We start from the raw sequence: 24,033 nt of genomic DNA on the forward strand, positions 1-24,033 counted from the left end.
AATGCTATAATTTGATTGCAAGTTAGAAAGCATTGCATCAAAACGAAAAGGTAAGGATGAGAGAGATCCTTACCTTTTCTAACTTTTAGAGTTAGTTGTTTTGAAAAACAAAACATTTATGAATATAATATAATTCAATACCTTTGTGCGAATTTAGTTTTATTATTTTCCAGCTACGCAACCACTATCAACAGGAAGTACAACACCGTTTATAAAAGATGATGCATCTTCACATAAGAATACTGCAGCATTAGCAATATCTTCTGGCTTTCCTAAATGACCACTTGGATTTGATTCTTCTGCTTGTTTATAAGCATCGGGAGCGATTTCTTTGAGTGAATTTACTAATTCAGTTTCGATAGTTCCTGGTGCGATAGCATTAATAGTAATATTAGATGTTGCGTAATCAAGAGCAGCTGCTTTTGTAACACCCACAACACCATGCTTAGCTGCACAATAAACTGAGTTTCCTTTGATTCCTAATAATCCAGCACCAGATGTCGTATTGACAATACGCCCAAAACCATTTTCTTTCATTATTTTTATTTCTTCAATCATACAATTTGTAACAGCAATTAAACAAATTCCAATTACTTTATTAACTTCTTCACTGGTACATTCATCAAGTGGCTTTGCTGGAATACCAAATCCTGCATTATTCATAGCATAATCTAATTTTCCAAATTGTTCTTTTATCCATACATAGGCATTTTTGATTTCATCAATATCAAATAAATTAACATGTTTATAAACAACTTTTTTTCCTTGATCACATAATTCTTTTGCTAAAGTTTCTCCTTTATCATCCTGAACATCAAAAATAATAACTTGGCAACCTCTATCAGCAAACATACGAACCATACCTTTTCCAATTCCACTTGCTCCACCAGTAACTAATACAACACGATTTTCCATTTTTCTACCTCCAAATATTTGATTATATATAAATTATAATTTATGGAGTAACTCTATAGTCAAGGATGGCTTATTTATCTAATTTAGGTACATTATCTTCTAAAAATACACAAAATTGAAGAAATAAATCTTGTATGATATAATTTTATATCAATAAAACATTGGACTAACTTTAATGTTAAGGAGATCATATTATGAAAATTAGTGAAGCTGCTAAATTGTTAGGCATATCTACAGATACAATACGTTATTATGAAAAAGAAGGAGTGATTTATCCAAAAAGAATAAGTCAAAACAACTATCGTGATTTAGATAATAAAGATGTTATTTCATTATTAGCATGTTTATATAATCGAAAGATAGGGTATTCTATGAAAGAATCAGTAGAGTATGTTGAAGGTATACCTGTTTCTAAAGTAACGGATATTTTAAATAATAAAATTTGTGAATTAGAATCAGAAGTAAAGGAAACTAAAAATCTTATAGATTATTTAACAACTTTAAAGGTTGAGTCAGAAACAGATTTTTATAATATTGGGAACTATTGGATCACTGTTGAACCTAAATGTTATTTATTACCTTATGCGAAAATTTCTCAATCAGAATTTTGTTTTACTAAAGATGATCCAAGATATTATGCAAAATTATTTGAATATCTCCCATTCATTAGTCAAGCACAAGTAACAGATGTAAAACAATATGATCCTTCACAAAGTGTAACAGAGTGGTTTTTTGTGATACCCGAAATTATTTATAATCAACTTCCTCAAGAATTTTTAAAAGATGCAAGAGTTATGCCAAGACAACATTGTTTAAATACAGTTGTTATTAATGAGAACTGGGAATATCCAAATACTGAGATTTTTAAAGATCTATCGATTTATTTAAAAAAACGTAATATTAAATCTTGTGGAATTGCGACAGCAACTTATCCAAATTACTATTTTCAAGAGAACGGTAAAAAAGTACGTTATGCAAAAGTTAAAGTACCTATAGAATTGAAATAAATAGTTGAATAGATAATATGAAAAATATGTAGACTTTATAAAAGTGTGCATATTTCTTTTTTTGTTTTATAATATGAATATATTTAGAAAAGGAGAAATTTTATGAAAAAGAAATATGAGGTTCTTTTTTATATTGATAAATTATCTACAAAAAAAGATCAAAACGATCCCTCTAAAATGGTGTTTTCAACAAAAGAATTAGCAAGTCATTTAAATATTCAACGTTCTAATTTATCAGCTATTTTGAATGAATTAGTTAGAGAAAATAAATTAGAAAAAATAGCTGGGAGACCGGTACTTTATAAAATACATAATAAATTAGATGAAGACGATTCTATATTTAATCAACTAATAGGATTTAATGGAAGCCTTGCTAAGTCTATTCAAGATATTAAATCAACACTTTTATATCCTGGTAAAAAACCGGTTATTTTATTGTCAGGGGAAAGTGGTACAGGTAAAAGTTTACTTGCTAAAAAAATATATGAATTTTCTAAAGAAAAAGGCCTAATTAATGAAAATGGTCAATTAGTGAAACTAAATTGTAAATACTTTATGAATGATGAAACTATGATTAAGAATTTATTTATTGATTATGGAAAAGCTGCTTTAGAAAAGGCGAAAAACGGAATGGTTTATTTTGATAATGTTCATTTAATACCAGAAAAATATAAATCAATTATATATGATTTAATTGAAATGAGTTCACTAAAAGAAAATAACTTTATGGTTGTTTTGTCATCGGATTGCTTTAATGAAAATGATTTAAAAAGTAATGCTCTCGATAATATATCAATAAAAATTGATTTGCCTTCTTTAGATAAAAGAGGATTGGTTGAAAGGATGGAATTAGTTCAGGGATGTTTTAAAAAAGAAGCAAGAAAAATAGATAAGTCGATTGTTATAGAACCTGAAACATTAGAATGCTTATTACTTTATCATTGTAAAAATAATATAAAACAACTTGTAAACGATATTTCTAGTGCATGTTCACATGCTTTTTTGAAAAATTTAGATAATAATTCAAATGTCTATGTCTATCTTGATGATTTTCCAATCTATGTAAAAAAAGGCTTTATTTTTTATAAATAAAAATCGACAGAGATAAATAGACTTATTTCACATGATTTTTTATATTATTATTCAAAAGATTCTATTGAAAAAATAAAAATAAAGGAAAGTACTTCTGCTGTTTATGAACATCTTGAAAAACAAGATACATCATTAGTTGATAAATCCCTTTTGTTAAAAAATAAATACAATCAATTAATATCAAGTTATAGACAATACATTGATAAAGAGAAAATAAATGAATTGAATATTAGTAAATATATTCCACAAGAAATTATAAATATTGTAAAAGAATTCTTAGATAGTTCATCACAAAAATTAAAACGAGTTTTCCCGCAAGAAGTCTTTATTGTTTTATCTCTTCATTTAACAAAAATAATAAATAATAAGCAAAATGAACAAATTAATTTTGATTTAAATCAAATAGTAAATAAATATCAAGAAGAATATATACTAAGTTTAAAATTAATAGAACATTTAGAAAAGAAATATAAAATAGATATACCGTTAGATGAAGCAATAACTATTGTTTTGATTTTACTTTTGAATCAATTAAAAGAAAGCGAAAATAAACCTGTATTGTTAATTGCTATGCATGGAAAAAATGTAGCAAGTTCGCTTACTGGTGTTGTTAAACAAATGTCAAATAGTGATAGTGTTTATTCATATGATCTTTTATTAGAAAAGAAAATGCAAATGGCTTATGAAGAAATGAAATCATTGATTGAAAAAATTAATAGAGGTAAAGGTGTATTACTTATCTATGACATGGGTTCTGTAAAAATTATGGGTAAATTGATTTCTAAAGAAACAGGTATAGATATCCGCTTTATTGCTGCACCTTCCACAATGATTGCTTTAGAAACCGTAAAAAAGATGAGCAGCAATGATGATTTAGATGATATTATGTCTGAATTAGAACAAAGTTATCAACATTATTTTCCATCAATTGTTGAAAACTATCATCGACAAAAAAAGAAAAATGTTATTATCACTTTATGTATGAATGGCGAAGGTGGTGCTATACAAATAAAAAAATACCTAGAAGATTCATTAGAATTACAAGATATTGATATTGTTCCATTATCAATGAATAATCATAAAGAATTATTGTTTAAAATTAATGAATTGAGAAAATCGTATAATATTTTATGTACAATGGGATCATTTGATCCTCAATTATATGGCATTAAATTTATATCTGTAACTCAATTATTTAATACACCATTAGATAAATTATCACTATTAATTTCAAGTTCTAATCAAGACATTGTCATTAAAAAGAAAATAAAATATTCATTAATATTTAAAAATATTGAAAAACAAGCACCGAATATTGATATTGATATCTTGAAAAAAGTATTACCAGAATTTATTCAAGAATTAGATTGTCAATATCAATTATCCTATGATAAAAAGATAGGTCTTATTATGCATCTTAGTGGTGTTATCTGTAGCTTGGTTGATAATGCACCGATTCCTAAAAAATATAATTATAAAAATATAATTTCAACACATAAAAAAACATACGAATATTTATATGATTTAGTAGAAATGATAGAAGAACCTTTTCATATTCAATTTTCTGATTCTGATATTGCAAGTTTAATTACGATTATTAAAGAAATTTAATACTTATTTTAATAGCTTATTGTAAAGTAAGCTATTTTTTATTTATTAGTGTATAAAGTGTATAAAAAATATTTAAGAGTAATAAAAAGATAAATAATTTTATTGCTTGTAAATAAACAGTTTAACGAAGAAAATAAATGATAAAGAAGAAAAAGTGTATAAATTAAAAAAATAGTGTATAAATGAAAGGAAAAGAGATAAAATATGCTATTTGAATAAAAAGCGGTTACATTTTATACTACAGTTGCTAAGTAAAAAGGAACAAATGATCGATCAAATATTCAATTTACTTGATATTAGCAAATTTAAAGAGAGGGAAGATTTATGAAAATATTATTAATGTGTGCTAATGGTTTATCAACTGGTATTTTAATGAATAAGATGAATCAATGGGCAGAACAAAATAACGAAGATTTAGAAGTTAAAGCAATTCCAATTGATGATTATTTAAGTGTTTATAAAGATTATGATGTCTTATTAGTGGGACCACAAATGAGATATAAAATTAAAGATGTTCAAAAAGCAGTAACTGATCGACCTTCAGCTGTTATTAATCCTTTAGATTATGCTTTAGGGAATGTTGAAAATATTATAAAAGAAGTAAAAAGAATGATAAAGGAGGGAAAGTAAATGGATAAGTTTATGCACTTTGTTGAAGATAAAATGTCTCCAATCGCTGATAAGTTAGGTGAACAAAGACATTTATCTGCAATGCAAAAAGGTTTTATGACAGTATTACCATTAATATTTGTTGGGGCAGTATTTATGGTTATTGCTAATCCACCAGTAACTGCAGACATGGTTAAATCTGGTGGTGTTTGGTCAATTTTTTCTGGATGGTTTAATTTTGCTACTAAGTATAAAATGGCTATTTTAGTTCCATACAATATGTCAATGGGATTATTAGCATTAGCAGTTACCTTTGTTATTGCTGATAATTTAGCAACTTCATATTCAATGAAAGGTATTACTAATGGTTTAACTGCACTTGTTGTTTTTCTATTAGTTGCAGCACCAGCAAATTATTTAGCTTTAGCGGATGGAACAACTCCATTATTAATGAATTGTACATATTTAGGTGCACAAGGATTATTTACTGCTATTATTGTTGCTTTATTAACAGTAGAAATCACAAGATTTTGTGAAATACACAATATTACAATTCGTTTACCAGAAATTTGTCCTCCAGCATTAACAAATTCTTTTAGAACTATTGTACCTATGGTTATCAATGTTTCTATATTCTATATTTTAAGTTTATTAAGTAGTAATTATTTAGGAATGTCAATTCCAGCGCTTATTGAAAAAGTTTTAGCAACACCAGTTGCAGCAGTTAACTCTGTTCCTGGTTCAATATTCTTATGTGCATTTATGTTGTTATTATGGTGTTGTGGAGTGCATGGACAAATGGTTACTATGGCACTTACTGCTCCAATTACAACAGCAGCTTTTACAGCAAATGCAGCATTAGTTGCAAAAGGACAAGCACCAATTTTTCATCCTATCTTTATGACATTAGGTATTGGTTTTTTAGGAGGAACAGGAAATACTCTTGGACTATGTATTTTATCTTGTTGGAAAGCAAAATCACAACAATTAAAAGCTTTTGGGAAAGCAACAATTGTGCCTAGTATTTTTAGAATTTCAGAACCAGCATTATTTGGAGCACCAATTATGTTTAATCCTGTATTAATGCTTCCTTTCATCGCTAATGGATTAATCGTAGCCATTCTTTACTGGTTAGCATGTTCGTTTGGTTTATTGACAGCACCTTATTTATTAATTAGTGGGACTTATCCTGTTTTCCTAAGTCTATTTGTTTATTGTTTAGACTGGAGAGTGTTTATTTTTATTGCTTTAATGATTCCATTAACATTAGCTATTTGGTATCCATTCTTTGTAGCTTATGATCATTCTTTATGCAAGAAAGAAGAAGCTACAAAATTAGCTGAGGAGGAAGCATAAAGTGAGAACCTTACCAAAAGATTTCTTATGGGGTGGAGCAATAGCTGCTAATCAAGTAGAAGGTGGCTATAATGAAGATGGTAGAGGTCTTGCTAACATGGATGTAGTTCCAAATGGAAAAAATCGTTTTCAATATATGTTTGGAAATGTACAAGATTTATCTTTTAAAGAAGATGAAAAATATCCGGTTTTAAATGGGATAGATTTCTATCATCGTTATAAAGAAGATATTGCATTATTTGCGGAAATGGGATTTAAGGTTTTAAGATTATCTATTTCATGGTCAAGAATATTTCCTCGAGGGGATGAAGAAAGACCGAATGAAAAAGGATTACAATTTTATGATGATGTTTTTAAAGAATTAAAAAAATATCACATTGAACCTTTAGTAACGATTTCTCATTACGATTTTCCACTTTATTTAGTAAAAGAATATGGTGGTTTTAAAAGTAGAAAAATGGTTGATTTCTATAAGAAATATGCAACAGTTTTATTTAAAAGATATAAAGGTATTGTACATTATTGGCTTACCTTTAATGAAATTAATGATACATTAATTTTGCCTTATTTATCAGCAGGTGTTGTTATTGATCCAAATGAAGATAAAGAACAACAGTTATATAATGCGGCTCATCATATTTTATTAGCAAGTGCGTGGGCAGTAAAAATTGGTCATGAAATTGATCCAACAAATAAAATTGGGAATATGTTTGCAGGAGGTACATGGTATCCATATACATGTCATCCTCAAGATGTATTTGCAACAATTACAAAAAATAGAGATGCATTCTTTTTCTGCGATGTACAGGCAAGAGGATACTATCCATCATATAAATTAAGAGAATTAGAAAGAAAAGGAATAACTATTCCGTTTAAAGATGATGACAAAGAAATTCTTAAAAATAATACGATTGATTTTCTTTCATTTTCATATTATGCAACACATGTTGTTAGTGGTGACGAAAAACTCAATGAAGAGATTAAAAATAATCCCCTTGCTACTTTAAAAAATCCGTACTTAGGTGAAATTTTATATAAAAGACAAGATGATCCAATGGGTTTACGTAATACATTGAATATGTATTATGATCGTTATCAAAAACCATTATTTATTGTTGAAAATGGTACAGGAACAAATGAAGTATATGTCGAAGGTAAAGAAATCAATGATGAAAGACATATTGAGTATTATCGAGAACATATTAAAGCATTAAAGGATGCTGTTATTATAGATGGCGTTGATTTAATGGGATATACAACATGGGGATGCATTGATTTATTAAGTGCTTCATCTTGTCAAATGTCAAAAAGATATGGATTTATTTATGTAGATTTAGATGATGAAGGCCATGGAACGATGAATAGATATCGAAAAAAATCGTTTTATTGGTATAAAAAAGTCATTGAAACAAATGGCGAAGATCTAGATTAGTTTTATAATTTTTCTTCCTTAATAGTATATAAAACTGAATAATAGAGGATATCATACGAATAAGTATGATATTTTCTTTATATAAAAGCATTTAATTTACAGGATAAGTTTTAAATAGTATATTTGAGTAGCTTTTGTAATGCAACTTGTATGCAACAAAATGGCTTGAATATCCTTATTTTATAAGGAATTGTAGTTTTTAAAACGTTAATTTATACGTTTATTCAGAGAAATTCACAAAAACTCAAATCGACAAAACATCGTATTTATGGGGAAAAACTCGATTTGGGTTTTTTTCTTTTTTTGTAAAATAAAAACGGTATGCAACTTATATGCAACACGTATGCAACAAAGTTCTCACCACATATTCTCAAATATGCAACAAATTGAATTTTGAAATCAACTTGCATATTAAAATACTAAATGCTATAATTTGATTGCAAGTTAGAAAGCATTGCATCAAAACGAAAAGGTAAGGAATGGTACTCCTTACCTTTTCTAGTATTTTAGAGTGTACTTAGCACTAGGCTGATTATCGTTTAAATCTTTTGTCCAACCATTTGCATATGTAATAAACTAAAACACCTGCCACGACAGATACAACTAAGTTAGAAAGCATTAACATCACCTCCTTTCAGGGGAGGACGATAACAAAGTAATTATATCAAATATTGTCGATAAAAAATATAAGATAGAAAGTTATTATAAAATTAAGATAATAAAAAAGAAGGAACGAATCCTTCTCTACTCTAACGCCCTACACTTATGGCGGTAGGAGCCATACTGTTCGGCAATAATTACCGTAAAATAGATTATACGTAATTGATTTCGTGTGTCAAGGATGATAAGAAAATGATAATAATATTTTCAAATCAGATTCTTATAAGATATCTAGAGAAGTATCTGGGCTTTGCATGAAGTTTGGGTACTTCTTTTTTTGTGATGAAGGGGTATAATGTGATTAAAATAAAAAAAGCTTAAGGGGAAGATTGTAAGTAGAAAAAATGCCACCGCATACAGAAGAAGATATGCACTTTCATCATAAATCAAAACAGTTTTTTTATATTCTTTCAAGAGAAGCAAAAATGAAGTTTAAAGATGAAACAGTAAAGTTAAAAGAAGGAACTGGAGTTGAAGTTTCTCCTATGAAAGTACATCAAATGAGAAATACATCTGATAAGGAAATTGAATTTATTGTAGTTTCAATGCCAAAGTCACATGGGGATAGGGAATTGATATAGTTTTTATAGCAAGATAATTACTGATTTAGATTATTTAATATCATATAAGAGATTTAAGATGTTTTTGCAATGCAACTCGTATGCAACAAAATGGCTTGAATATCCTTATTTTATAAGGAATTGGAATTCTCAAAACATTAGTAATAACTTTTATGAGATATCTAGAGAAGTATTTGAACTTTGTAAAAAGTTTGAATACTTCTTTTTCTTTTATAATGACGTTATAATATGATTGTATAAAAGAGGTGTATTTATAATGAAAATTAAACAACAAAAACAAGTAAAATCATATTTAATCGAAGAATTTGGTCCAAATAAAGGAAATGAAATATTTGATAAACAAGAAAAAGAACTTTATAAAATTATTAAAAAAACAAAAGATAAAACAGAAAATCAAATGAAAACACTTATTCAAACAATTCTACCACGAATTGCTTTATATAAAGTCTTATTGAACGAAGAATTTTCAAAAGAAGATGTCTATCAATATATGAGAAAATATATGATTGATAAAATTGCAGCCAAAAAACATGCATCTACAGCTAAAATGGAATTAGTGCCTGGGTTTTATAAAATTTATAGTTTTATTTTTTTAAAAATCATGCGTACAACAGATTTACAAGAAAACACTCAAAGCTATGGTAAAGATCATTATGATGTTACGATTACTAAATGTTTATGGCATACAGCATGCAAGGAAAATGGCTGTGAAGAGTTGTGTCATTTGTTTTGTGATGTGGATGATGTGACTTATGGTGGTTTAAAAAAGATTGGATTTACGCGTACAAAGACTTTAGGTTATGGTGGAGATTGTTGTAATTTTCATTTCTTTAAGAAATAGATGATGTGATTTTATGGATTTAAAAAATATTGAATTCATTGAAAAAAATAAACCAGCAATTGATGAAGATATTCATTTAGTAAATAATCAAATAAAGGGTATATTGCCAGATGTCTATAAAGAATTTTTAAAAATAACAAATGGTGCGGTATTAAATGAATATGTTTTTTATAGTACAAAAGAAATGATAGAAATGTACAAATGTCATGATTTTTCTAATAATATGCCAGAATATATAAGTATTGGTAATGATAATGGAGACTGGGAACTTGTTATAAAGGCAACAAAAGATGCTACATTGTGTGGCTTTTTAGATGCAGGATCAATTGGTATTTCTGATCCTGATGAATGGTTTGATTTTAGATTATGGATAAATGAGGGATGTAAGATGTTTGAAGAAGATGATAATAGTTATTTAGGGAAAGTATATATTATAAAATTACCAAAAGAAAAATTAAAATTTTTAGCTGAAACTAAAAGAATATTTTCATAAGTACAGGTCTTCTTTATAAAAAGGTCAATACTCTACCTTATGTAATAATGGAAGATATTTATATTTCAAAAGCGGATACATATATTGAACAAACATCTTTTCCAGAATGTTATGAATTTAGAAATGATTAAAAGAAGTATTTATATAAAAATCTAAATACTTCTTTTTCTTTTATAAAAAGAAGAGAATGTTTATAATATAAACAAAAATAAGAAGTTATGGAGGATTTATGAGAGTATTATGTTTTGGATCCGCTAATTTGGATCATGTATATAAAGTCAATCATTTTACAGTACCAGGAGAAACACAAGGATGTCTTGAATATACAGTTAAATGTGGTGGAAAAGGCGTTAATCAAGCAATTGCAATGTCTCTTGCAGGAAATGAAACGTATTTTGCAGGAATTATTGGAAATGATGGCGCTCTATTAAAAGATGCGCTTGTAGGAAAGAATGTGAATATTGATTATTTAAAAATTTCAAATAAGCCAACAGGACATGCTATTATTGAAGTTGATCAAAGTGGTCAAAATCATATTCTTTTATATGGTGGAACAAATAAAGAGATTGATTTTGAATATATTGATGAGGTTTTATCTCATTTTTCAACGGGTGATGTGGTTGTTTTACAAAATGAAATCAATAATGTACCTTATATTATTGATCGCTGTTATGAAAAAGAAATGAAGATTTTTTTCAATGCAGCTCCTTATGATGAATCAATTCAAAATTATCCAATTGAAAAAGTAACATGGCTTGTAGTCAATGAAACAGAAAGTGCTGCTTTAAGCGGTGAAGAAAATTATGAAAAGATGCTACAAGTGTTAAAACAAAAATATCCACATACAAATATTCTTTTTACAATGGGAAAAGACGGAAGCAGAGTTTTAACAAACAATGAAGATGTCAAAGTAGAAGCAATGAAAGTTAATGCAATAGATACAACAGGTGCAGGAGATACTTATATTGGTTATTTTGTAAAAGGAATTCTTGAAGGATTCTCTTTAGTTGAATCAGCAAACTTAGCAACAAAAGCAAGTGCAATTGCGGTGACAAGATTTGGTGCAGTTGACTCAATTCCAAGTTATGATGAAGTAAAATAAAGAATGTTAATATGTGTTGCTTGAAGCAACAACTACTTTTATATAAGATATGTTTATCTTAATAAAGGAGGATAGAGGAATGCTTGCTGAAAACCTAAAGAAAATAAGAAAAGATAAAGGTTATACGCAAGAAATACTCGCTGAAAAATTGAATGTTGTTAGACAGACTGTTAGTAAATGGGAAAAGGGACTTTCATTGCCTGATGTAGATATGCTTTCTAAAATAGCAAACGTATTAGAAACAGATGTGAATATTCTTCTTGATGGTCAAATTACAACAACAGATCAAAGTGAGATTGTTAAACAATTAGCTAAAATAAATGAACAACTAACAATAAAAAATAGACGTTATAAAAAAATAATGAAGACAATAGCTATCATTTTATTGATAATCGTTATTTTTGGTATTTTATTAGTCATCCTAAATATAGGAACTTTTATAAGTATTTCTAATAGTGAAACGACAACAACTGTAGAAACAATGATTAAAGAAGTAGTTAGATAAAAATTTAATACTTGTTTTTTTTTATAAATATGATATACTATATTTAACATTTAAGTTAAATGTTAAATGATAATGAGGTGATAAAGATGGCAATGCAAAATACGCTACATGCTTTAGCGGATCCAACAAGGCGAGAAATACTTAATTTATTGAAACAGTCAAGAATGTCTGCGGGTGATATTGTTAAGTATTTTTCAATTTCGGGAGCTGCTATTTCAAGACATCTATCGGTTTTAAAAGAAGCGGGTTTGATTCGAGATGAGCGAGAAGGAAAGTTTATTTATTATGAACTTAATGCAACAGTGCTTGAGGAAATTATGTTGTGGATCAGTGAGTTAAAAGGAGATACTAAAAATGATTAAACAAAATAAAAAAATGATAATATTAACATCTATTGTGACATTGCTTCCTATAGTTATTGGATTACTTTTATGGAATCAACTACCACAATTAATGGCTACACATTTTAATTTTAATGGTCAACCAAATGGTTATTCTTCTAAAACTTTTACCGTATTTGTCTTACCATTGATTTTACTGGTTACTCATCTTTTTTGTGTGATAGGAACAAGTATTGATCCAAAGTCTAAGAATATTAATAAGAAGATATTTTCAATCGTATTATGGATCAGTCCGTTGATTTCATTGCTTGTTTGTAGTTGTATATATGGTTATGCATTAGGTTATATCACAAATATTAGTTTTCTTACAGAATTGATGATAGGGGTATTGTTTATTGTTTTAGGTAATTATATACCAACAGTCAAACCAAATTATACAGTAGGAATTCGTACTTCGTGGGCATTAGATGATCCAGACAATTGGTATCATACACACCGTTTTGGTGGAAAATGCATGGTTATTGGTGGTATTCTTCTTATTGTTTTATCACCATTTATGAATTTATTTATTTTCTTTATTTTTGTTTTTATTCCGGTACTTTTGCCAATTATTTATTCGTATTTATATTTTCGAAAGAAAAGTGTTTAAAAGGAGTATTCCGGTTTTGTAAGAAGTTTAAATACTTCTTTTTCTTTTAGAGAAAGTTTATAATGTGGATAAATAAGAAATGAGGAAAGAAAATGAATTTATTTGATATGGATGAAGATATAAGAAAACTACCACTTGCCAGTAGAATGCGCCCTGTAAGTATAGATGAAATTGTAGGCCAACAACATATTATTGGAAAAGATAAATTACTCTATCGTGCTATTAAAGCAGATCGTTTAGGTTCTATTATTTTATATGGACCTCCAGGGGTTGGAAAAACAACGATTGCGAGAGTTATTGCTAATACAACAAATTCACATTTTTGTAAATTAAATGCGACGAGTGCAGGAATTAAAGATGTGGAAAAGATAATAGAAGAAGCTAAATTTAATCAAAATGCTTATCATAAAGGAACGATTTTATTTATCGATGAAATTCATCGTTTTAATAAAACACAACAAGATTATCTTCTTCCTTATGTAGAAGATGGTATTGTTATTCTCATTGGAGCTACTACCGAAAATCCATATTTTGAAGTCAATAATGCCTTACTTTCAAGATGCCGTATCTTTGAATTAAAACCTTTAGAAAAACAAGATCTAATCCGTTTAATTGATAGAACGCTTACTGATCAAAAACGTGGTTTAGGAAATGAAAAAATCATAATTGATGAAGATGCTAAAAACTTTTTAGCTGACATGGCTAGTGGTGATGCAAGAAGTGTTTTAAATGCCTTAGAACTTGCTTATCTTACTACAGATAAAAACAAAGAAGGAAAAATTCACATCAGTCTTGAAATCGCAGAAGAATGTATTCAAAAAAAAGCAATTCGCTATGATAAAAGTGGCGATAATCATTATGATGCGATTTCTGCTTTTATTGAATCTATGAAACATACAGAACCTGATGCAACTTTATATTATCTTGCTAGAATGTTGATTGCTGGAGAAGATGTCAAATATATTGCAAGAAGAATATGTGTATGTGCAAGTGAAGATATTGGTCTTGCTAATTCACAAGCTCTAGTTGTGGCTACAAATGCCTTTTTGGCAGTAGAAAGAATAGGAATGCCCGAAGCGGCTAAGATCTTAGCTCATGCAGCACTTTATGTTTGTTGTTCTCCTAAATCAGATACGGTATCTCGAGGAATCACACAGGCAATGGCAGATGCTAAGCAAACAACCAATGTACCTATCCCTCCTTTTTTACAAGATGCAAGTTATAAAAATGCCCAAAAGCTTGGTAGAGGTGTTGGTCTAGATAATATTCATGCTTTTAAAAATCATTATTCGGGTAAAAAATGTATGCCAAAAGAATTATCAAATAGACATTATTTTCAATTGACACAAATGGGAAATGAAAAGAGTATTCAAAAGTTTTTAGATTATTTACGTGAAAATAGAAATAATTAAATGAAAAAAAGTAAAGATGATTGGCAATCTTTACTTTTTAAATACTTTCTTTAAAGTTTCTACCAATTGGTAGAATTGTAGAATCTTTTAAAATCAATTCTTTTGCTTTGATTTCTTTAATAAAGTTTTTATTAATAACAAATGATTTATGAATTTGAATAAAATTATTAGAATCAATTTCTTTAATAAAAGAAGATAAGTTTTTTCTTTCAATAAAGTCACCATTATCATGATGAATAATAAGTTTATGATTCATTGATTCTACATACATGATTTGAGCAAGTCTTAATTCAAAAGACATTTGTTTGTTTTTATAATGATAAGTCTTAAATCTTGAAAATATTTGTTGATGAATGGTTTCTGATTTGGAATAAAGACTATTTTCTAAATCATCATTTTCAAAATATAAATGTACCCCTAAGGTTAAACATTCATTGAGTAAATGAAAATCTTTAGGACCAATAATGTAAATCAAAGTTTCTGGATATTTATTGATTTGATGGATTTTGTCTAAATCATTAAGTGAATTTATTTCAATAAAATAGATATCATTATAAGATGCTGGACTGAATTTTTCTAAATAGTAATCTTTTGCTGCAAAATATTTTTTGATTATCTCAAAATAATAATCTTGTACATGACAGGCGATACGAATCATTTTCTATCACCAGCTATCTTTTCTAAATAATAAGCTAAAGGCTCTTTTTTATCTAATTGATCAAGAATATGATAACGATCTTTAAAGATAATTCCTTTACTTTTTAAAAATTCAATTGCATCGATAACTTCTTTTCTTTTTCTAGTAACGATTGGTTGAAAAGAAAAAGAAGAACCATCCTTCATCAATACTTTAAAAATAACATTATAACCATTGGTTCCATAAAAAAGCATTGGAACTGCTTCATAAGTAACTTGGATACACATGATTTTATCCAGCTTTATTTTCATTTGATAATCTATATTTCTTGTAAAAAGACTATGAAAAAAAGCACGAGATTTTTCTACTACATTGTCATAAAAAGTGTATTTAAGATAATGTTCATCCACTTCCCAAATATTATTACAAAATGCCATACTAGGAAGAAAGATAAAGATAATCAAAAAAATAAGCATAAATCCACAAATATTCATTCCTGAAAATGGACTATAAATGATTAAAAAAACAGCCCAAAAAATAATGATGAATGAATAAATAAAACTTAATTTATAATGGGGTTTTCCTACTTTGTACTTCATACTCTCCCTCCTTTAACTGTATTGTATCATAAGTTATTTAGTTAAAGATGTTGTTTGTGTCATTTCTAGGTTGTTGGTGCCACTTTTATTGTAAGGTGTGATGGAAAGTTTATGATGGAGTTAGGAGGTGGAAGCAATGAAGGTTTTTTCACTAGCTACGTTAACATTAAAAAGAAATAAAAAACAATATATGATTTATGGACTCACACTTATTTTTGCAATTGTCATTCATTTGATCTTTTCAGAATTTATCAACAATCCCTATTTAATAGAAGAAGATAGGGCTAGAGGAATAGATGGTCCTCTTGGAGCGGATATACCATTATCAATGGGATTACCCTTTTTAATTATTTTATTTTGTTGGTTTATGATTATTTATGCCAGTCAATATAATTTCAATAAAAAACATCAAGAATTTGGAATATTATTTACTAGTGGTTTTAACTTGTTAGATTTTATTAAATATACACTTATTCAAATGGGAATCGTCTTTATCTTTGTTTTACCGATTTCATTTATTTTAGGTGTTCTTAGTTTATTTTTCATTCATTCAAAGATATATCCTTATCTACAAATCAATTATTCAATTTATACCATTATGCCAAGTACCTTTTTTACAACGATTTCAGCTTTATGTGTATTAGTTGTTATTGTGATCATCTTTTTAATAGGGCAACTTCATAAAAGTGATATTTATACTTTGATTAATGATGAAAATAAGGTACAAGCTATTCATTTTGTAAGTTTTAAAAAAATGATGATGTATTTACTTATTTATTTGATAGGATTTTGTTCAATTATAACGGTTGAAGGAAATTTAATAAATTATATTCCGCCAACAGCTTTAGGTGTTGTGGGAATGTATGGTTTGTATAAGTATTTATTGCCACAACTCTTTTTAAAGAATAAAAAGAATTTAAAAGGAAAACAAATTTATATTTGTTTATCACATGTGGGATTGATGATTAAATCAACAGCTTCGTTAATTGGCTTACTTACATTACTGATAACAGTTTTATTACCTGTTTTAGCGTCACAAAATATTGAAAGTAATGAATTTGTGACAGGAATGATCAGTTATTTGTTTATTGTAGCGATGGTAATTATTTCTATTTTATATAAGATGAATATGGAAAAGAAAAATAAAATGAAAGAGTTTTCTATTTTAAATAAAGTAGGTTATGTTTATAGTGATTTAAAGAAGATGCTTTTGAAAGAAAATATCCTTTATTTTATTTGTGTTTTAGTAATTCCATTACCTTATTTAATCTTTATGGCGAGAGATTTTATTTTAATGAATTCAACAATGTTATTTTTCTATAGTGGATTATTTATCTATTATGTAGTGACATTATTGATTTGTCTTTTATTAAATTATCATGCAGGGAAAATACAATTATTAAAAGGAGAGTAACAACTATGGAAACAGTTTTACAAGCAAAAAATATGACAAAGATTTATGGTATGGGAAGTAAACAACCATTTACAGCTTTAGAAAATATAGATTTAGAAATTAAAACAGGAGAGTTTATTGTTGTTATGGGACCGTCAGGTTCCGGTAAATCTACTTTAGTAAATAATATTTCAACAATAGATATTCCTACTAATGGGAGTTTGTATATTTTAAATCAAGAAGTGAAACAAATGTCTGAAAATCAATTAGGAAAATTTAGATATCAATATTTAGGTTTTGTTTTTCAAAATTATAATTTATTAAATTCCTTAACAATCTATGAAAATATTATGATTCCTTTAAAACTCATTGGCGAAGATAAAAAAGTTATTGATGAAAAAGTCCATCAAATTACAAAAGAATTAGATATTGAATCACTACTCAATAAATATCCTCATGAATGTTCTGGTGGACAACAACAAAGAGTCGCTATTGCAAGAGCATTAATTGGAAATCCTAAAATCATTATTGCAGATGAACCAACAGGAAACTTAGATAGTCAAAATTCACATGAAATATTATCTATCTTTAAAAAGATGAATGAAAATCATATTACGATCATTATGGTAAGCCATGATCCATTGATTGCTTCTTATTCTTCAAGACTTCTTTATTTAAAAGATGGTAAAATTGAAAAAGAATTATTTAAAGGAGATAAGACTCAACAAGAATATTTTAAAGAAATTGTAAGCATTAATTCAAAAGAAATGCAAAAGATGTTGGACTAAGATATAATAAATAAAAGGAGATGATTTATATGGGTTTTAATATTTATATTTTTATCATTGCTGTTATTATTGTAGGTCTTTATTTTTATATGAATAAAAATGAAGAAAAGAAACATGAAGAAAAAAGATATGATTTGATTGTTATCTTTAAGGAAGAAAAATATACAGATATTAGAAATAATGAATCTCTTAACCAACTAGCAAACTGGAGTTATTATTCTAAAAAAGCATTTAGAGGTTTTTGTTTACAAACAAAAGAAGAGTTAGAAGGAACGATTATTCAAGAACTAGCTTTAGAAAAAGATGATTTTGAAGTGATTAATGGAGATCCGGAATTGTATGTACCTTCATAGAAAGGATTACTTGTTTGTATAATTTATACAAACAAGTTTTTTTATGAAAAACTTGATTTTTATTAAAGGACAGGTGTAAGCTTTTGGAGAATGAATAATAAAGGATGAAGGAAAATGAATGTTAATGAAATAAGAGAAAAAAGTAGAAGTGTTATTGGACCTTATTGTAAGTCATGTCCAGTATGTAATGGAAAAGCTTGTTCGAATAAAATACCTGGACCAGGCTCTAAAGGAACAGGAACAGTAGCTATTAAAAATTATGAGGCTTGGCAAAAGATAGAAGTTAAAATGGATACTCTTGCTGAAAATAAAGAAATTGATACAACTTTTGAAATGTTTGGAAAAACATTTAAGTATCCTATTTTTGCTGGACCAGTAGGAGCAGTAAGTCAACATTATAGTGATTTATATAATGATAATACGTTTAATGAAATTTATGTACGTGCTTGTGCAAAAAGTGGGATTGCTGCTTTTACAGGGGATGGTTTAAATGAAGAAATCATGGTGCATGCAACACATTATATTAAAGAAAATAATGGCATTGGTGTTCCAACGATTAAACCTTGGGATAAAGAAACATGTTTTAAAAAATTAGAGTTGGCAAAAGCTTCAAAGGCTTTTGCGATAGCAATGGATGTTGATGCTGCCGGACTTCCTTTTTTACAAGGAAGAATACCTCCAGCAGGTAGAAAAAGTGTTGCTGAACTAAAAAAAATCATTGATTATGCTAAAGTTCCTTTTATTGTTAAAGGAATTATGTCAGTTGAAGGAGCGCAAAAAGCGATTAATGCAGGTGCTCAAGGGATTGTTGTTTCCAATCATGGAGGAAGAGTTTTAGATGGGACTCCTGCAACAGCTTCTGTTTTAGAAGAAATTGCTGATCAATTTAAAGGACAAGTTAAAATTATTGTTGATGGTGGTATTCGTAGTGGTTTAGATGTTTTTAAAGCCCTTGCTTTAGGGGCGGATGCAGTCATTATAGCAAGACCATTTGTTAATATGATTTATGGTAATGGTGAACAAGGTGTAGAAGCATATGTCCAACAATTAGGTCAAGAATTAGAAAATACGATGATGATGACAGGTGTTTCTTCTTTAAAAGAAATTTCTAAAAAGAATATTTATAAATAGAAGTCTTTGTGAAAAACTATAGACTTCTTTTTTATTATAATAATAATTGTTGTTTATGAATTATTATCGTGATAATATATAGATATGAATTATTATCATAATAATAAGGAAATGAGGAAGAAAAAAGTATGTACAAAAGTTTAGAGCCTTATGCAAAGTTAGTTTATTTTTTAAGTGCTGCATTAGGTGACAATTGTGAAATAGCTTTACATGATTTAACATCTAAAGATCAAGAAATCGTAGCTATTTCAAATAATCCAATTTCAGGAAGAGAAGTTGGTGCGAAGTTATCAAATTTATCATTACATTATCTAGAAGAAAAACAATATTTAAATCATGATTATGTTATGAACTATAAAACAGTAGGAAATGATGGTAAATTAATGAGAGCGGCAACTTATTTTATTAAAGAAGAAGGCCGTGAAATGCCAGTTGGTATGTTATGTATTAATGTTAATATTTCTGATTTAGAATATTTAACTTCTACAATTAAAAAGATTTTGGGAATTAAAGAAGAAAAAGATATCGAATTTAAAATGGATAACCCAGTTGAAATCTTATCATCACCATTAGATGAAATGATTGATATGTATATTAAAGAATGTTTAGAAAAGATGGGATTCCCAAGTTATTTCTTAGCTGAAAGATTAAATGTTGATGAAAAGATCAAGGTTGTAAAATATTTACAAGAAAAAGGGACATTTAAGGTAAAAGGTGCTATTGTATTAGTGGCTGAAAAATTAGCGGTATCTGAACCAACTGTATATCGTTATTTAAAGAAAAATGTTTAAAGGAGAAAATGAATGAGTGATTTAGTTTATGTAAGTGGACATAGAAATCCAGATACAGATAGTATTTGTTCAGCAATTGCTTATAGTTATTTATTAAATGCAACAAATAAATATAATGCAGTTCCTGTACGTTTAGGAGAAATTAATAGAGAAACTGAATATGTTTTAAAACGTTTTGGAGTAGAACATCCTGTTTTACTTAAAACTGTTAAACAAAAGGTAGAAGATTTAAATTATGATAAAGTAACTGTTTTTTCTAAAGATTTAACTTTAAAAACTGCATGGTTTTTATTAAAACAACAAAATTTAAAATCTGCTCCTATTTTAGATGAACATGGTCAATTATTAGGGCTTTTATCTACATCTAATATTATTGAAGGATACATGGATCAATGGGATAGTGAAGTTTTAAAGAAAGCTAAAACTCCTGTTGAAAATGTTATTGATACATTAGAAGCTAATGTGATTTATTTAAATGAATCTTTAAAAGTTGTTGAAGGTGATATTCACATTGCAGCAATGTCAGGTAGTGAAGCTAAAAAACGTATTCATGAAAATGATGTTGTGATTGTAGGTGGAGATAGAAGTGATGATTTAGAAGAACTTATTTCAGTTAAACCATCTTTAATTGTATTAACTGGTTCTTTAACTGCTGATGAAAATGTTGTAAAAAAATGTGAAGAACAAGGAATTTCAATTATTTCTACACCATTTAATACTTATCAAACATCTCAACAAATTGTTCAAGCAATTCCTGTTGAATATGTCATGATCAAAGGAGATATTAAAACTTTCTCTACAGATGATACTTTAGATTATATGAAAGAAGTTATGTCTGAAACAAGATATCGTGGATATCCAGTTATTGATTTAAATAATCGTTGTGTAGGAAGTATTTCTCGTTTTGCTTTATTAAAAGGATTAAGAAAAAAAGTTATTTTAGTAGACCACAATGAAAGAGGTCAATCTATCCCTGGTATTGAAGAAGCTGATATTTTAGAAATCGTCGATCACCATAGAGTAGCTGATATTCAAACAGTAGGACCATTATTATTTAGAGGAGAACCATTAGGTTCAACAGCTACAATTGTAACTAAAATGTTTGATGAATTAGATGTTGAAATGCCAAGCCATATTGCTGGTTTATTATTAGGTGCGGTTGTTTCTGATACATTATTATTCAAATCACCAACTTGTACACCAGTTGATACTAAGATTGCTAAGAAACTAGCTGAAATTGCAGGTGTTGATATTCAAGAATTTGCAATGGAAATGTTTAAAGCAGGAACATCTTTAGTTGGTAAAACTGTAGATGAAATCTTTAACCAAGACTTCAAAAAATTCAATTTTGATAACTTACAAGTAGGGGTTGCACAAGTAAACTCAATGGATGTTGAAGGATTCTTACCATACAAAAAAGATATGTTAGATTATATGAATAAATTTGCGGAAGATAATAATTTAGAATTCACATTATTATTACTTACAGATATTATCAACGCTAACAGTGAAATCTTTGTTGGTGGACCACGTCCTGAATTAGTAGAAAAAGCATTTAATGTTCAATTAACAGAATGTCAAGGAACATTAGCTGGTGTTATTTCTCGTAAAAAACAAGTAGTTCCAGCAATTACTGCTGTTATGAGTGAATAAGATGAGATTAGATAAATTTTTAAAGGTATCTAGAATTATTAAAAGACGTACTTTATCCAAAGAAATTTCTCAAAGTGAACGTGTTAAAGTCAATGGTAAAGTAGCTAAACCTTCAACAAAGTTAAATGTTGGAGATTTGATTGAAATTGAATTTGGAAGAACGATATTAACGGTTAAAGTTAAACTTCTTAAGGAACATGTTTTAAAAGATGAAAGTACAATGCTTTATGATATTGTTGATGAAAAAAGAAAAGAAGTAAATGAATAAGAGAATGTCATGAACATTCTCTTTTTTCATATGATGTAGAGGAGGGATATTATGGATAATCAAATACATTTTGAACAAACACCTTATCATCATGTGTATTTAAAAGATCGTAAGACATTGGAACTTACAGGTATTAAAAAAATTGAAAGTTTTGATTCTTTAGAATTTTTAATTGAAACATCTTTAGGATATTTAAATATTAAAGGTAGCGATTTAGCACTTGTGCGTTTTGATCAAGAGAAAAAAGAGGTCAGTATTAAAGGAAATATTGATGCGATTTCTTACTTATCGAATAAAAGAACAACAAAGAGTAAAGATAGTGTTTTAAATAAATTATTGAAATAATGGATTTAATTACACAAATACAAGGAATAGGGTATTCTTTTGTATACGGGATTATCTTTACCTTTGTATATCATTTTATTTATAGTCATCTCATCAAAATTAAAATCAAATTTATTTATTTTATTATGCAATGTTGTTTTGGTATTATTTTTGCTGCAATCTATTTTATAGGCTTATTAAAAATCAATGAAGGTATTTTAAGAGCGTATTTTTTAGTGAGTGTTTTGGCGGGATATGTTGTTTATCAAAATTTGATGCATGAAAAAATGTATATTATGATCGTTAAAATAAACCAAAAATTAACACGACTATTTAAACCTGTGCGCTTTGTTTTTTTGAAGTTTGATGGTATAATAGGGGCTATAAAAAAGAGGGTGAAAAGATGACAAAAAAAAGACTAAAAAAAGTGTATAAACCAATGGCTTATCTTTTTATTGGATGCTTTTTAATATACATCTTATTATCTCAAGCCATGTCTGTTTTTTCAAGAACAGCAGAAATTGACAAACTCGAAAAAGAAGTCGCAATAGTAAAAAAAGAAAAGAAAGATTTACAAAATGAAGTAAGTCTTTTAAATGATGATGATTATGTGACACGTTATGCAAGAGAAAACTATGTTTTCACAAAAGATGGGGAACAAGTTGTCATCTTACCAGATATAGATCAAGAAAAATAAGCAGAGATTGCTTATTTTTGTTTTAGGAGATTTTTTATGATTATTAAAGAAGAAATGTATATTCGTTCATTGAAAAGAAAAAGACATATTGATATTTATGTACCTGATGATTATCAATCAGCTAAAAAAAGATATCCTGTGTTAATAATCAATGATGGTCAAAATGCTTTTTTTGATGAACAATCTTATATAGGAAAAAGTTGGGGATTTTTAGAAAGTGTACGGGAGCTGAAATTAGATGTGATTTTAGTAGCTATCTACTGTAATTTTGAACCTTTAAAAAGAGAAGATGAATATGGTCCTTGGGTCATGAATCAAGAATTTTCAAGAGAATATGATACTCATAGACTCGTAGGAGGAGAAGGAAATGCTTATGTTACTTTTTTGACAACGCAATTAAAACCTTATCTAGATCAAAACTTCCCTACTAAAATAGATGATTATGGTATTGTAGGAAGTTCAATGGGAGCTTTGATTTCATTTTATGCTTTTTTAAAATATCCAACGATTTTTAAAAAATGTGCTATTCTTTCAACAGCTTTTTGGATTTATGAAGAAGAGTTTGTAAAGTTATTGAAAGTTAGTTCAATAAGTCATAATATGTTGTATATGGACGTTGGTGGTCAAGAAGAAGATGAAAGATATATTCCAAGTAATCTTCATTTAAAGGAATGTATTGAAGAAAAAATTGATCATTTTCAATATCATTTCTTTCCAGAGGGAAGACATAGTGAATATGATTGGTCACAAAGAGTGCCACTTTTTTTAAAGATGTTTTATAAAGGAGAATAAG

Annotated in this window: 28 protein-coding genes; 25 read left to right on the forward strand and 3 right to left on the reverse strand. The window is 27.8% G+C overall.

Features of this window, described 5'->3' with window-relative positions; all coding sequences use genetic code 11:
* Positions 1 to 162: 162 nt before the first annotated feature.
* A complete protein-coding gene (locus LJD32_RS10030; RefSeq protein ID WP_117459894.1) occupies positions 163 to 915 on the reverse strand; it encodes an SDR family NAD(P)-dependent oxidoreductase in 753 nt (250 codons plus the stop codon).
* Positions 916 to 1,109: 194 nt separating this feature from the next.
* Here LJD32_RS10030 and LJD32_RS10035 point away from each other — a divergent pair, with 194 nt between their 5' ends.
* The 14 genes from LJD32_RS10035 (at position 1,110) to LJD32_RS10100 (ending at position 14,606) form a co-directional block, all read left to right on the forward strand.
* The gene (locus LJD32_RS10035) at positions 1,110 to 1,922 is read left to right on the forward strand and encodes a MerR family transcriptional regulator (RefSeq protein ID WP_175301506.1); all 813 of its coding nucleotides are present in this window, start codon (positions 1,110 to 1,112) and stop codon (positions 1,920 to 1,922) included.
* 102 nt (positions 1,923 to 2,024) lie between these two features.
* The gene (locus tag LJD32_RS10040; protein ID WP_227392318.1) at positions 2,025 to 3,014 is read left to right on the forward strand and encodes a sigma 54-interacting transcriptional regulator; all 990 of its coding nucleotides are present in this window, start codon (positions 2,025 to 2,027) and stop codon (positions 3,012 to 3,014) included.
* Between the two features lie 222 nt (positions 3,015 to 3,236).
* Positions 3,237 to 4,625, forward strand: coding sequence for a PRD domain-containing protein (locus LJD32_RS10045; RefSeq protein WP_227392319.1), 1,389 nt, complete (start codon positions 3,237 to 3,239; stop codon positions 4,623 to 4,625).
* Positions 4,626 to 4,949: 324 nt separating this feature from the next.
* Entirely contained in the window at positions 4,950 to 5,255 is a 306-nt protein-coding gene (locus LJD32_RS10050) for a PTS sugar transporter subunit IIB (protein ID WP_227392320.1), read from the forward strand.
* Positions 5,256 to 6,590, forward strand: a complete 1,335-nt coding sequence (locus tag LJD32_RS10055) for a PTS sugar transporter subunit IIC (RefSeq protein WP_032090806.1) — start codon at positions 5,256 to 5,258, stop codon at positions 6,588 to 6,590.
* Position 6,591: 1 nt separating this feature from the next.
* Positions 6,592 to 8,022 (forward strand): 6-phospho-beta-glucosidase, encoded by a 1,431-nt coding sequence (locus LJD32_RS10060; RefSeq protein ID WP_227392321.1) that lies wholly within the window; start codon positions 6,592 to 6,594, stop codon positions 8,020 to 8,022.
* Positions 8,023 to 9,026: 1,004 nt separating this feature from the next.
* Positions 9,027 to 9,263, forward strand: a complete 237-nt coding sequence (locus tag LJD32_RS10065) for a cupin domain-containing protein (protein WP_227392322.1) — start codon at positions 9,027 to 9,029, stop codon at positions 9,261 to 9,263.
* Positions 9,264 to 9,519: 256 nt separating this feature from the next.
* Positions 9,520 to 10,104, forward strand: coding sequence for an L-2-amino-thiazoline-4-carboxylic acid hydrolase (locus LJD32_RS10070; protein ID WP_175301508.1), 585 nt, complete (start codon positions 9,520 to 9,522; stop codon positions 10,102 to 10,104).
* Positions 10,105 to 10,117: 13 nt separating this feature from the next.
* Positions 10,118 to 10,597 carry an SMI1/KNR4 family protein gene (locus tag LJD32_RS10075; RefSeq protein WP_227392323.1) on the forward strand — a complete coding sequence of 160 codons (480 nt, stop codon included), beginning with the start codon at positions 10,118 to 10,120 and terminating at the stop codon, positions 10,595 to 10,597.
* A 229-nt stretch (positions 10,598 to 10,826) separates the two neighbouring features.
* Positions 10,827 to 11,699, forward strand: a complete 873-nt coding sequence (locus LJD32_RS10080; RefSeq protein ID WP_227392324.1) for a ribokinase — start codon at positions 10,827 to 10,829, stop codon at positions 11,697 to 11,699.
* 79 nt (positions 11,700 to 11,778) lie between these two features.
* Entirely contained in the window at positions 11,779 to 12,204 is a 426-nt protein-coding gene (locus LJD32_RS10085) for a helix-turn-helix domain-containing protein (protein ID WP_227392325.1), read from the forward strand.
* A gap of 86 nt (positions 12,205 to 12,290) precedes the next feature.
* Positions 12,291 to 12,566, forward strand: a complete 276-nt coding sequence (locus LJD32_RS10090) for an autorepressor SdpR family transcription factor (protein WP_032090801.1) — start codon at positions 12,291 to 12,293, stop codon at positions 12,564 to 12,566.
* Entirely contained in the window at positions 12,559 to 13,194 is a 636-nt protein-coding gene (locus tag LJD32_RS10095) for an SdpI family protein (RefSeq protein ID WP_227392326.1), read from the forward strand. Before LJD32_RS10090 ends, LJD32_RS10095 begins: the two co-directional genes overlap by 8 nt.
* Positions 13,195 to 13,286: 92 nt before the next feature.
* On the forward strand, positions 13,287 to 14,606 hold the full coding sequence (locus LJD32_RS10100) for a replication-associated recombination protein A (RefSeq protein ID WP_227392327.1): 1,320 nt from the start codon (positions 13,287 to 13,289) through the stop codon (positions 14,604 to 14,606).
* Positions 14,607 to 14,643: 37 nt separating this feature from the next.
* Here LJD32_RS10100 and LJD32_RS10105 read toward each other — a convergent pair whose 3' ends face one another.
* Positions 14,644 to 15,264 (reverse strand): LytTR family DNA-binding domain-containing protein, encoded by a 621-nt coding sequence (locus LJD32_RS10105; protein WP_227392328.1) that lies wholly within the window; start codon positions 15,262 to 15,264, stop codon positions 14,644 to 14,646.
* Positions 15,261 to 15,842: a hypothetical protein gene (locus LJD32_RS10110; protein ID WP_227392329.1), complete on the reverse strand. Its 582-nt coding sequence runs from the start codon at positions 15,840 to 15,842 to the stop codon at positions 15,261 to 15,263. Before LJD32_RS10110 ends, LJD32_RS10105 begins: the two co-directional genes overlap by 4 nt.
* 136 nt (positions 15,843 to 15,978) lie before the next feature.
* Here LJD32_RS10110 and LJD32_RS10115 point away from each other — a divergent pair, with 136 nt between their 5' ends.
* The 11 genes from LJD32_RS10115 to LJD32_RS10165 all read left to right on the forward strand — a co-directional run bounded on the left by LJD32_RS10115 (position 15,979) and on the right by LJD32_RS10165 (position 24,032).
* Positions 15,979 to 17,256: an FtsX-like permease family protein gene (locus LJD32_RS10115; protein WP_227392330.1), complete on the forward strand. Its 1,278-nt coding sequence runs from the start codon at positions 15,979 to 15,981 to the stop codon at positions 17,254 to 17,256.
* 5 nt (positions 17,257 to 17,261) lie between these two features.
* Positions 17,262 to 18,023, forward strand: a complete 762-nt coding sequence (locus LJD32_RS10120; protein ID WP_032090795.1) for an ABC transporter ATP-binding protein — start codon at positions 17,262 to 17,264, stop codon at positions 18,021 to 18,023.
* 29 nt (positions 18,024 to 18,052) lie between these two features.
* Positions 18,053 to 18,376 (forward strand): hypothetical protein, encoded by a 324-nt coding sequence (locus LJD32_RS10125; protein WP_227392331.1) that lies wholly within the window; start codon positions 18,053 to 18,055, stop codon positions 18,374 to 18,376.
* 114 nt (positions 18,377 to 18,490) lie between these two features.
* On the forward strand, positions 18,491 to 19,507 hold the full coding sequence (locus tag LJD32_RS10130; RefSeq protein WP_032090791.1) for an alpha-hydroxy-acid oxidizing protein: 1,017 nt from the start codon (positions 18,491 to 18,493) through the stop codon (positions 19,505 to 19,507).
* Between the two features lie 128 nt (positions 19,508 to 19,635).
* The gene (locus tag LJD32_RS10135; RefSeq protein WP_032090790.1) at positions 19,636 to 20,298 is read left to right on the forward strand and encodes a transcriptional regulator; all 663 of its coding nucleotides are present in this window, start codon (positions 19,636 to 19,638) and stop codon (positions 20,296 to 20,298) included.
* A gap of 12 nt (positions 20,299 to 20,310) precedes the next feature.
* Positions 20,311 to 21,951, forward strand: a complete 1,641-nt coding sequence (locus tag LJD32_RS10140; RefSeq protein WP_227392332.1) for a putative manganese-dependent inorganic diphosphatase — start codon at positions 20,311 to 20,313, stop codon at positions 21,949 to 21,951.
* A gap of 1 nt (position 21,952) precedes the next feature.
* Entirely contained in the window at positions 21,953 to 22,219 is a 267-nt protein-coding gene (locus tag LJD32_RS10145) for an RNA-binding S4 domain-containing protein (RefSeq protein WP_022002647.1), read from the forward strand.
* A gap of 51 nt (positions 22,220 to 22,270) precedes the next feature.
* A complete protein-coding gene (gene yabP / locus LJD32_RS10150; protein ID WP_022002646.1) occupies positions 22,271 to 22,564 on the forward strand; it encodes a sporulation protein YabP in 294 nt (97 codons plus the stop codon).
* Positions 22,564 to 22,950 carry a spore cortex biosynthesis protein YabQ gene (gene yabQ / locus LJD32_RS10155; protein WP_227392333.1) on the forward strand — a complete coding sequence of 129 codons (387 nt, stop codon included), beginning with the start codon at positions 22,564 to 22,566 and terminating at the stop codon, positions 22,948 to 22,950. The genes yabP and yabQ overlap by 1 nt, the downstream gene beginning before the upstream one ends.
* Positions 22,947 to 23,240: an FtsB family cell division protein gene (locus tag LJD32_RS10160; protein WP_032090787.1), complete on the forward strand. Its 294-nt coding sequence runs from the start codon at positions 22,947 to 22,949 to the stop codon at positions 23,238 to 23,240. The genes yabQ and LJD32_RS10160 overlap by 4 nt, the downstream gene beginning before the upstream one ends.
* A 36-nt stretch (positions 23,241 to 23,276) precedes the next feature.
* Positions 23,277 to 24,032, forward strand: coding sequence for an alpha/beta hydrolase (locus tag LJD32_RS10165; RefSeq protein WP_032090786.1), 756 nt, complete (start codon positions 23,277 to 23,279; stop codon positions 24,030 to 24,032).
* Position 24,033: the final 1 nt, after the last annotated feature.

This window comes from Faecalibacillus sp. TM498, from assembly GCF_020589955.1.
GTDB lineage: Bacteria > Bacillota_I > Bacilli_A > Erysipelotrichales > Coprobacillaceae > Faecalibacillus > Faecalibacillus intestinalis.

Bases quoted from the DNA above. Each gene is read 5' to 3' on its own strand.
- LJD32_RS10030 (WP_117459894.1), bottom strand. From the start codon at position 915: ATGGAAAATCGTGTTGTATTAGTTACTGGTGGAGCAAGTGGAATTGGA.
- LJD32_RS10035 (WP_175301506.1), top strand. From the start codon at position 1,110: ATGAAAATTAGTGAAGCTGCTAAATTGTTAGGCATATCTACAGATACA.
- LJD32_RS10040 (WP_227392318.1), top strand. From the start codon at position 2,025: ATGAAAAAGAAATATGAGGTTCTTTTTTATATTGATAAATTATCTACA.
- LJD32_RS10050 (WP_227392320.1), top strand. From the start codon at position 4,950: ATGAAAATATTATTAATGTGTGCTAATGGTTTATCAACTGGTATTTTA.
- LJD32_RS10055 (WP_032090806.1), top strand. From the start codon at position 5,256: ATGGATAAGTTTATGCACTTTGTTGAAGATAAAATGTCTCCAATCGCT.
- LJD32_RS10065 (WP_227392322.1), top strand. From the start codon at position 9,027: ATGCCACCGCATACAGAAGAAGATATGCACTTTCATCATAAATCAAAA.
- LJD32_RS10070 (WP_175301508.1), top strand. From the start codon at position 9,520: ATGAAAATTAAACAACAAAAACAAGTAAAATCATATTTAATCGAAGAA.
- LJD32_RS10075 (WP_227392323.1), top strand. From the start codon at position 10,118: ATGGATTTAAAAAATATTGAATTCATTGAAAAAAATAAACCAGCAATT.
- LJD32_RS10080 (WP_227392324.1), top strand. From the start codon at position 10,827: ATGAGAGTATTATGTTTTGGATCCGCTAATTTGGATCATGTATATAAA.
- LJD32_RS10085 (WP_227392325.1), top strand. From the start codon at position 11,779: ATGCTTGCTGAAAACCTAAAGAAAATAAGAAAAGATAAAGGTTATACG.
- LJD32_RS10090 (WP_032090801.1), top strand. From the start codon at position 12,291: ATGGCAATGCAAAATACGCTACATGCTTTAGCGGATCCAACAAGGCGA.
- LJD32_RS10095 (WP_227392326.1), top strand. From the start codon at position 12,559: ATGATTAAACAAAATAAAAAAATGATAATATTAACATCTATTGTGACA.
- LJD32_RS10100 (WP_227392327.1), top strand. From the start codon at position 13,287: ATGAATTTATTTGATATGGATGAAGATATAAGAAAACTACCACTTGCC.
- LJD32_RS10105 (WP_227392328.1), bottom strand. From the start codon at position 15,264: ATGATTCGTATCGCCTGTCATGTACAAGATTATTATTTTGAGATAATC.
- LJD32_RS10110 (WP_227392329.1), bottom strand. From the start codon at position 15,842: ATGAAGTACAAAGTAGGAAAACCCCATTATAAATTAAGTTTTATTTAT.
- LJD32_RS10115 (WP_227392330.1), top strand. From the start codon at position 15,979: ATGAAGGTTTTTTCACTAGCTACGTTAACATTAAAAAGAAATAAAAAA.
- LJD32_RS10120 (WP_032090795.1), top strand. From the start codon at position 17,262: ATGGAAACAGTTTTACAAGCAAAAAATATGACAAAGATTTATGGTATG.
- LJD32_RS10125 (WP_227392331.1), top strand. From the start codon at position 18,053: ATGGGTTTTAATATTTATATTTTTATCATTGCTGTTATTATTGTAGGT.
- LJD32_RS10130 (WP_032090791.1), top strand. From the start codon at position 18,491: ATGAATGTTAATGAAATAAGAGAAAAAAGTAGAAGTGTTATTGGACCT.
- LJD32_RS10135 (WP_032090790.1), top strand. From the start codon at position 19,636: ATGTACAAAAGTTTAGAGCCTTATGCAAAGTTAGTTTATTTTTTAAGT.
- LJD32_RS10140 (WP_227392332.1), top strand. From the start codon at position 20,311: ATGAGTGATTTAGTTTATGTAAGTGGACATAGAAATCCAGATACAGAT.
- LJD32_RS10145 (WP_022002647.1), top strand. From the start codon at position 21,953: ATGAGATTAGATAAATTTTTAAAGGTATCTAGAATTATTAAAAGACGT.
- yabP (WP_022002646.1), top strand. From the start codon at position 22,271: ATGGATAATCAAATACATTTTGAACAAACACCTTATCATCATGTGTAT.
- yabQ (WP_227392333.1), top strand. From the start codon at position 22,564: ATGGATTTAATTACACAAATACAAGGAATAGGGTATTCTTTTGTATAC.
- LJD32_RS10160 (WP_032090787.1), top strand. From the start codon at position 22,947: ATGACAAAAAAAAGACTAAAAAAAGTGTATAAACCAATGGCTTATCTT.
- LJD32_RS10165 (WP_032090786.1), top strand. From the start codon at position 23,277: ATGATTATTAAAGAAGAAATGTATATTCGTTCATTGAAAAGAAAAAGA.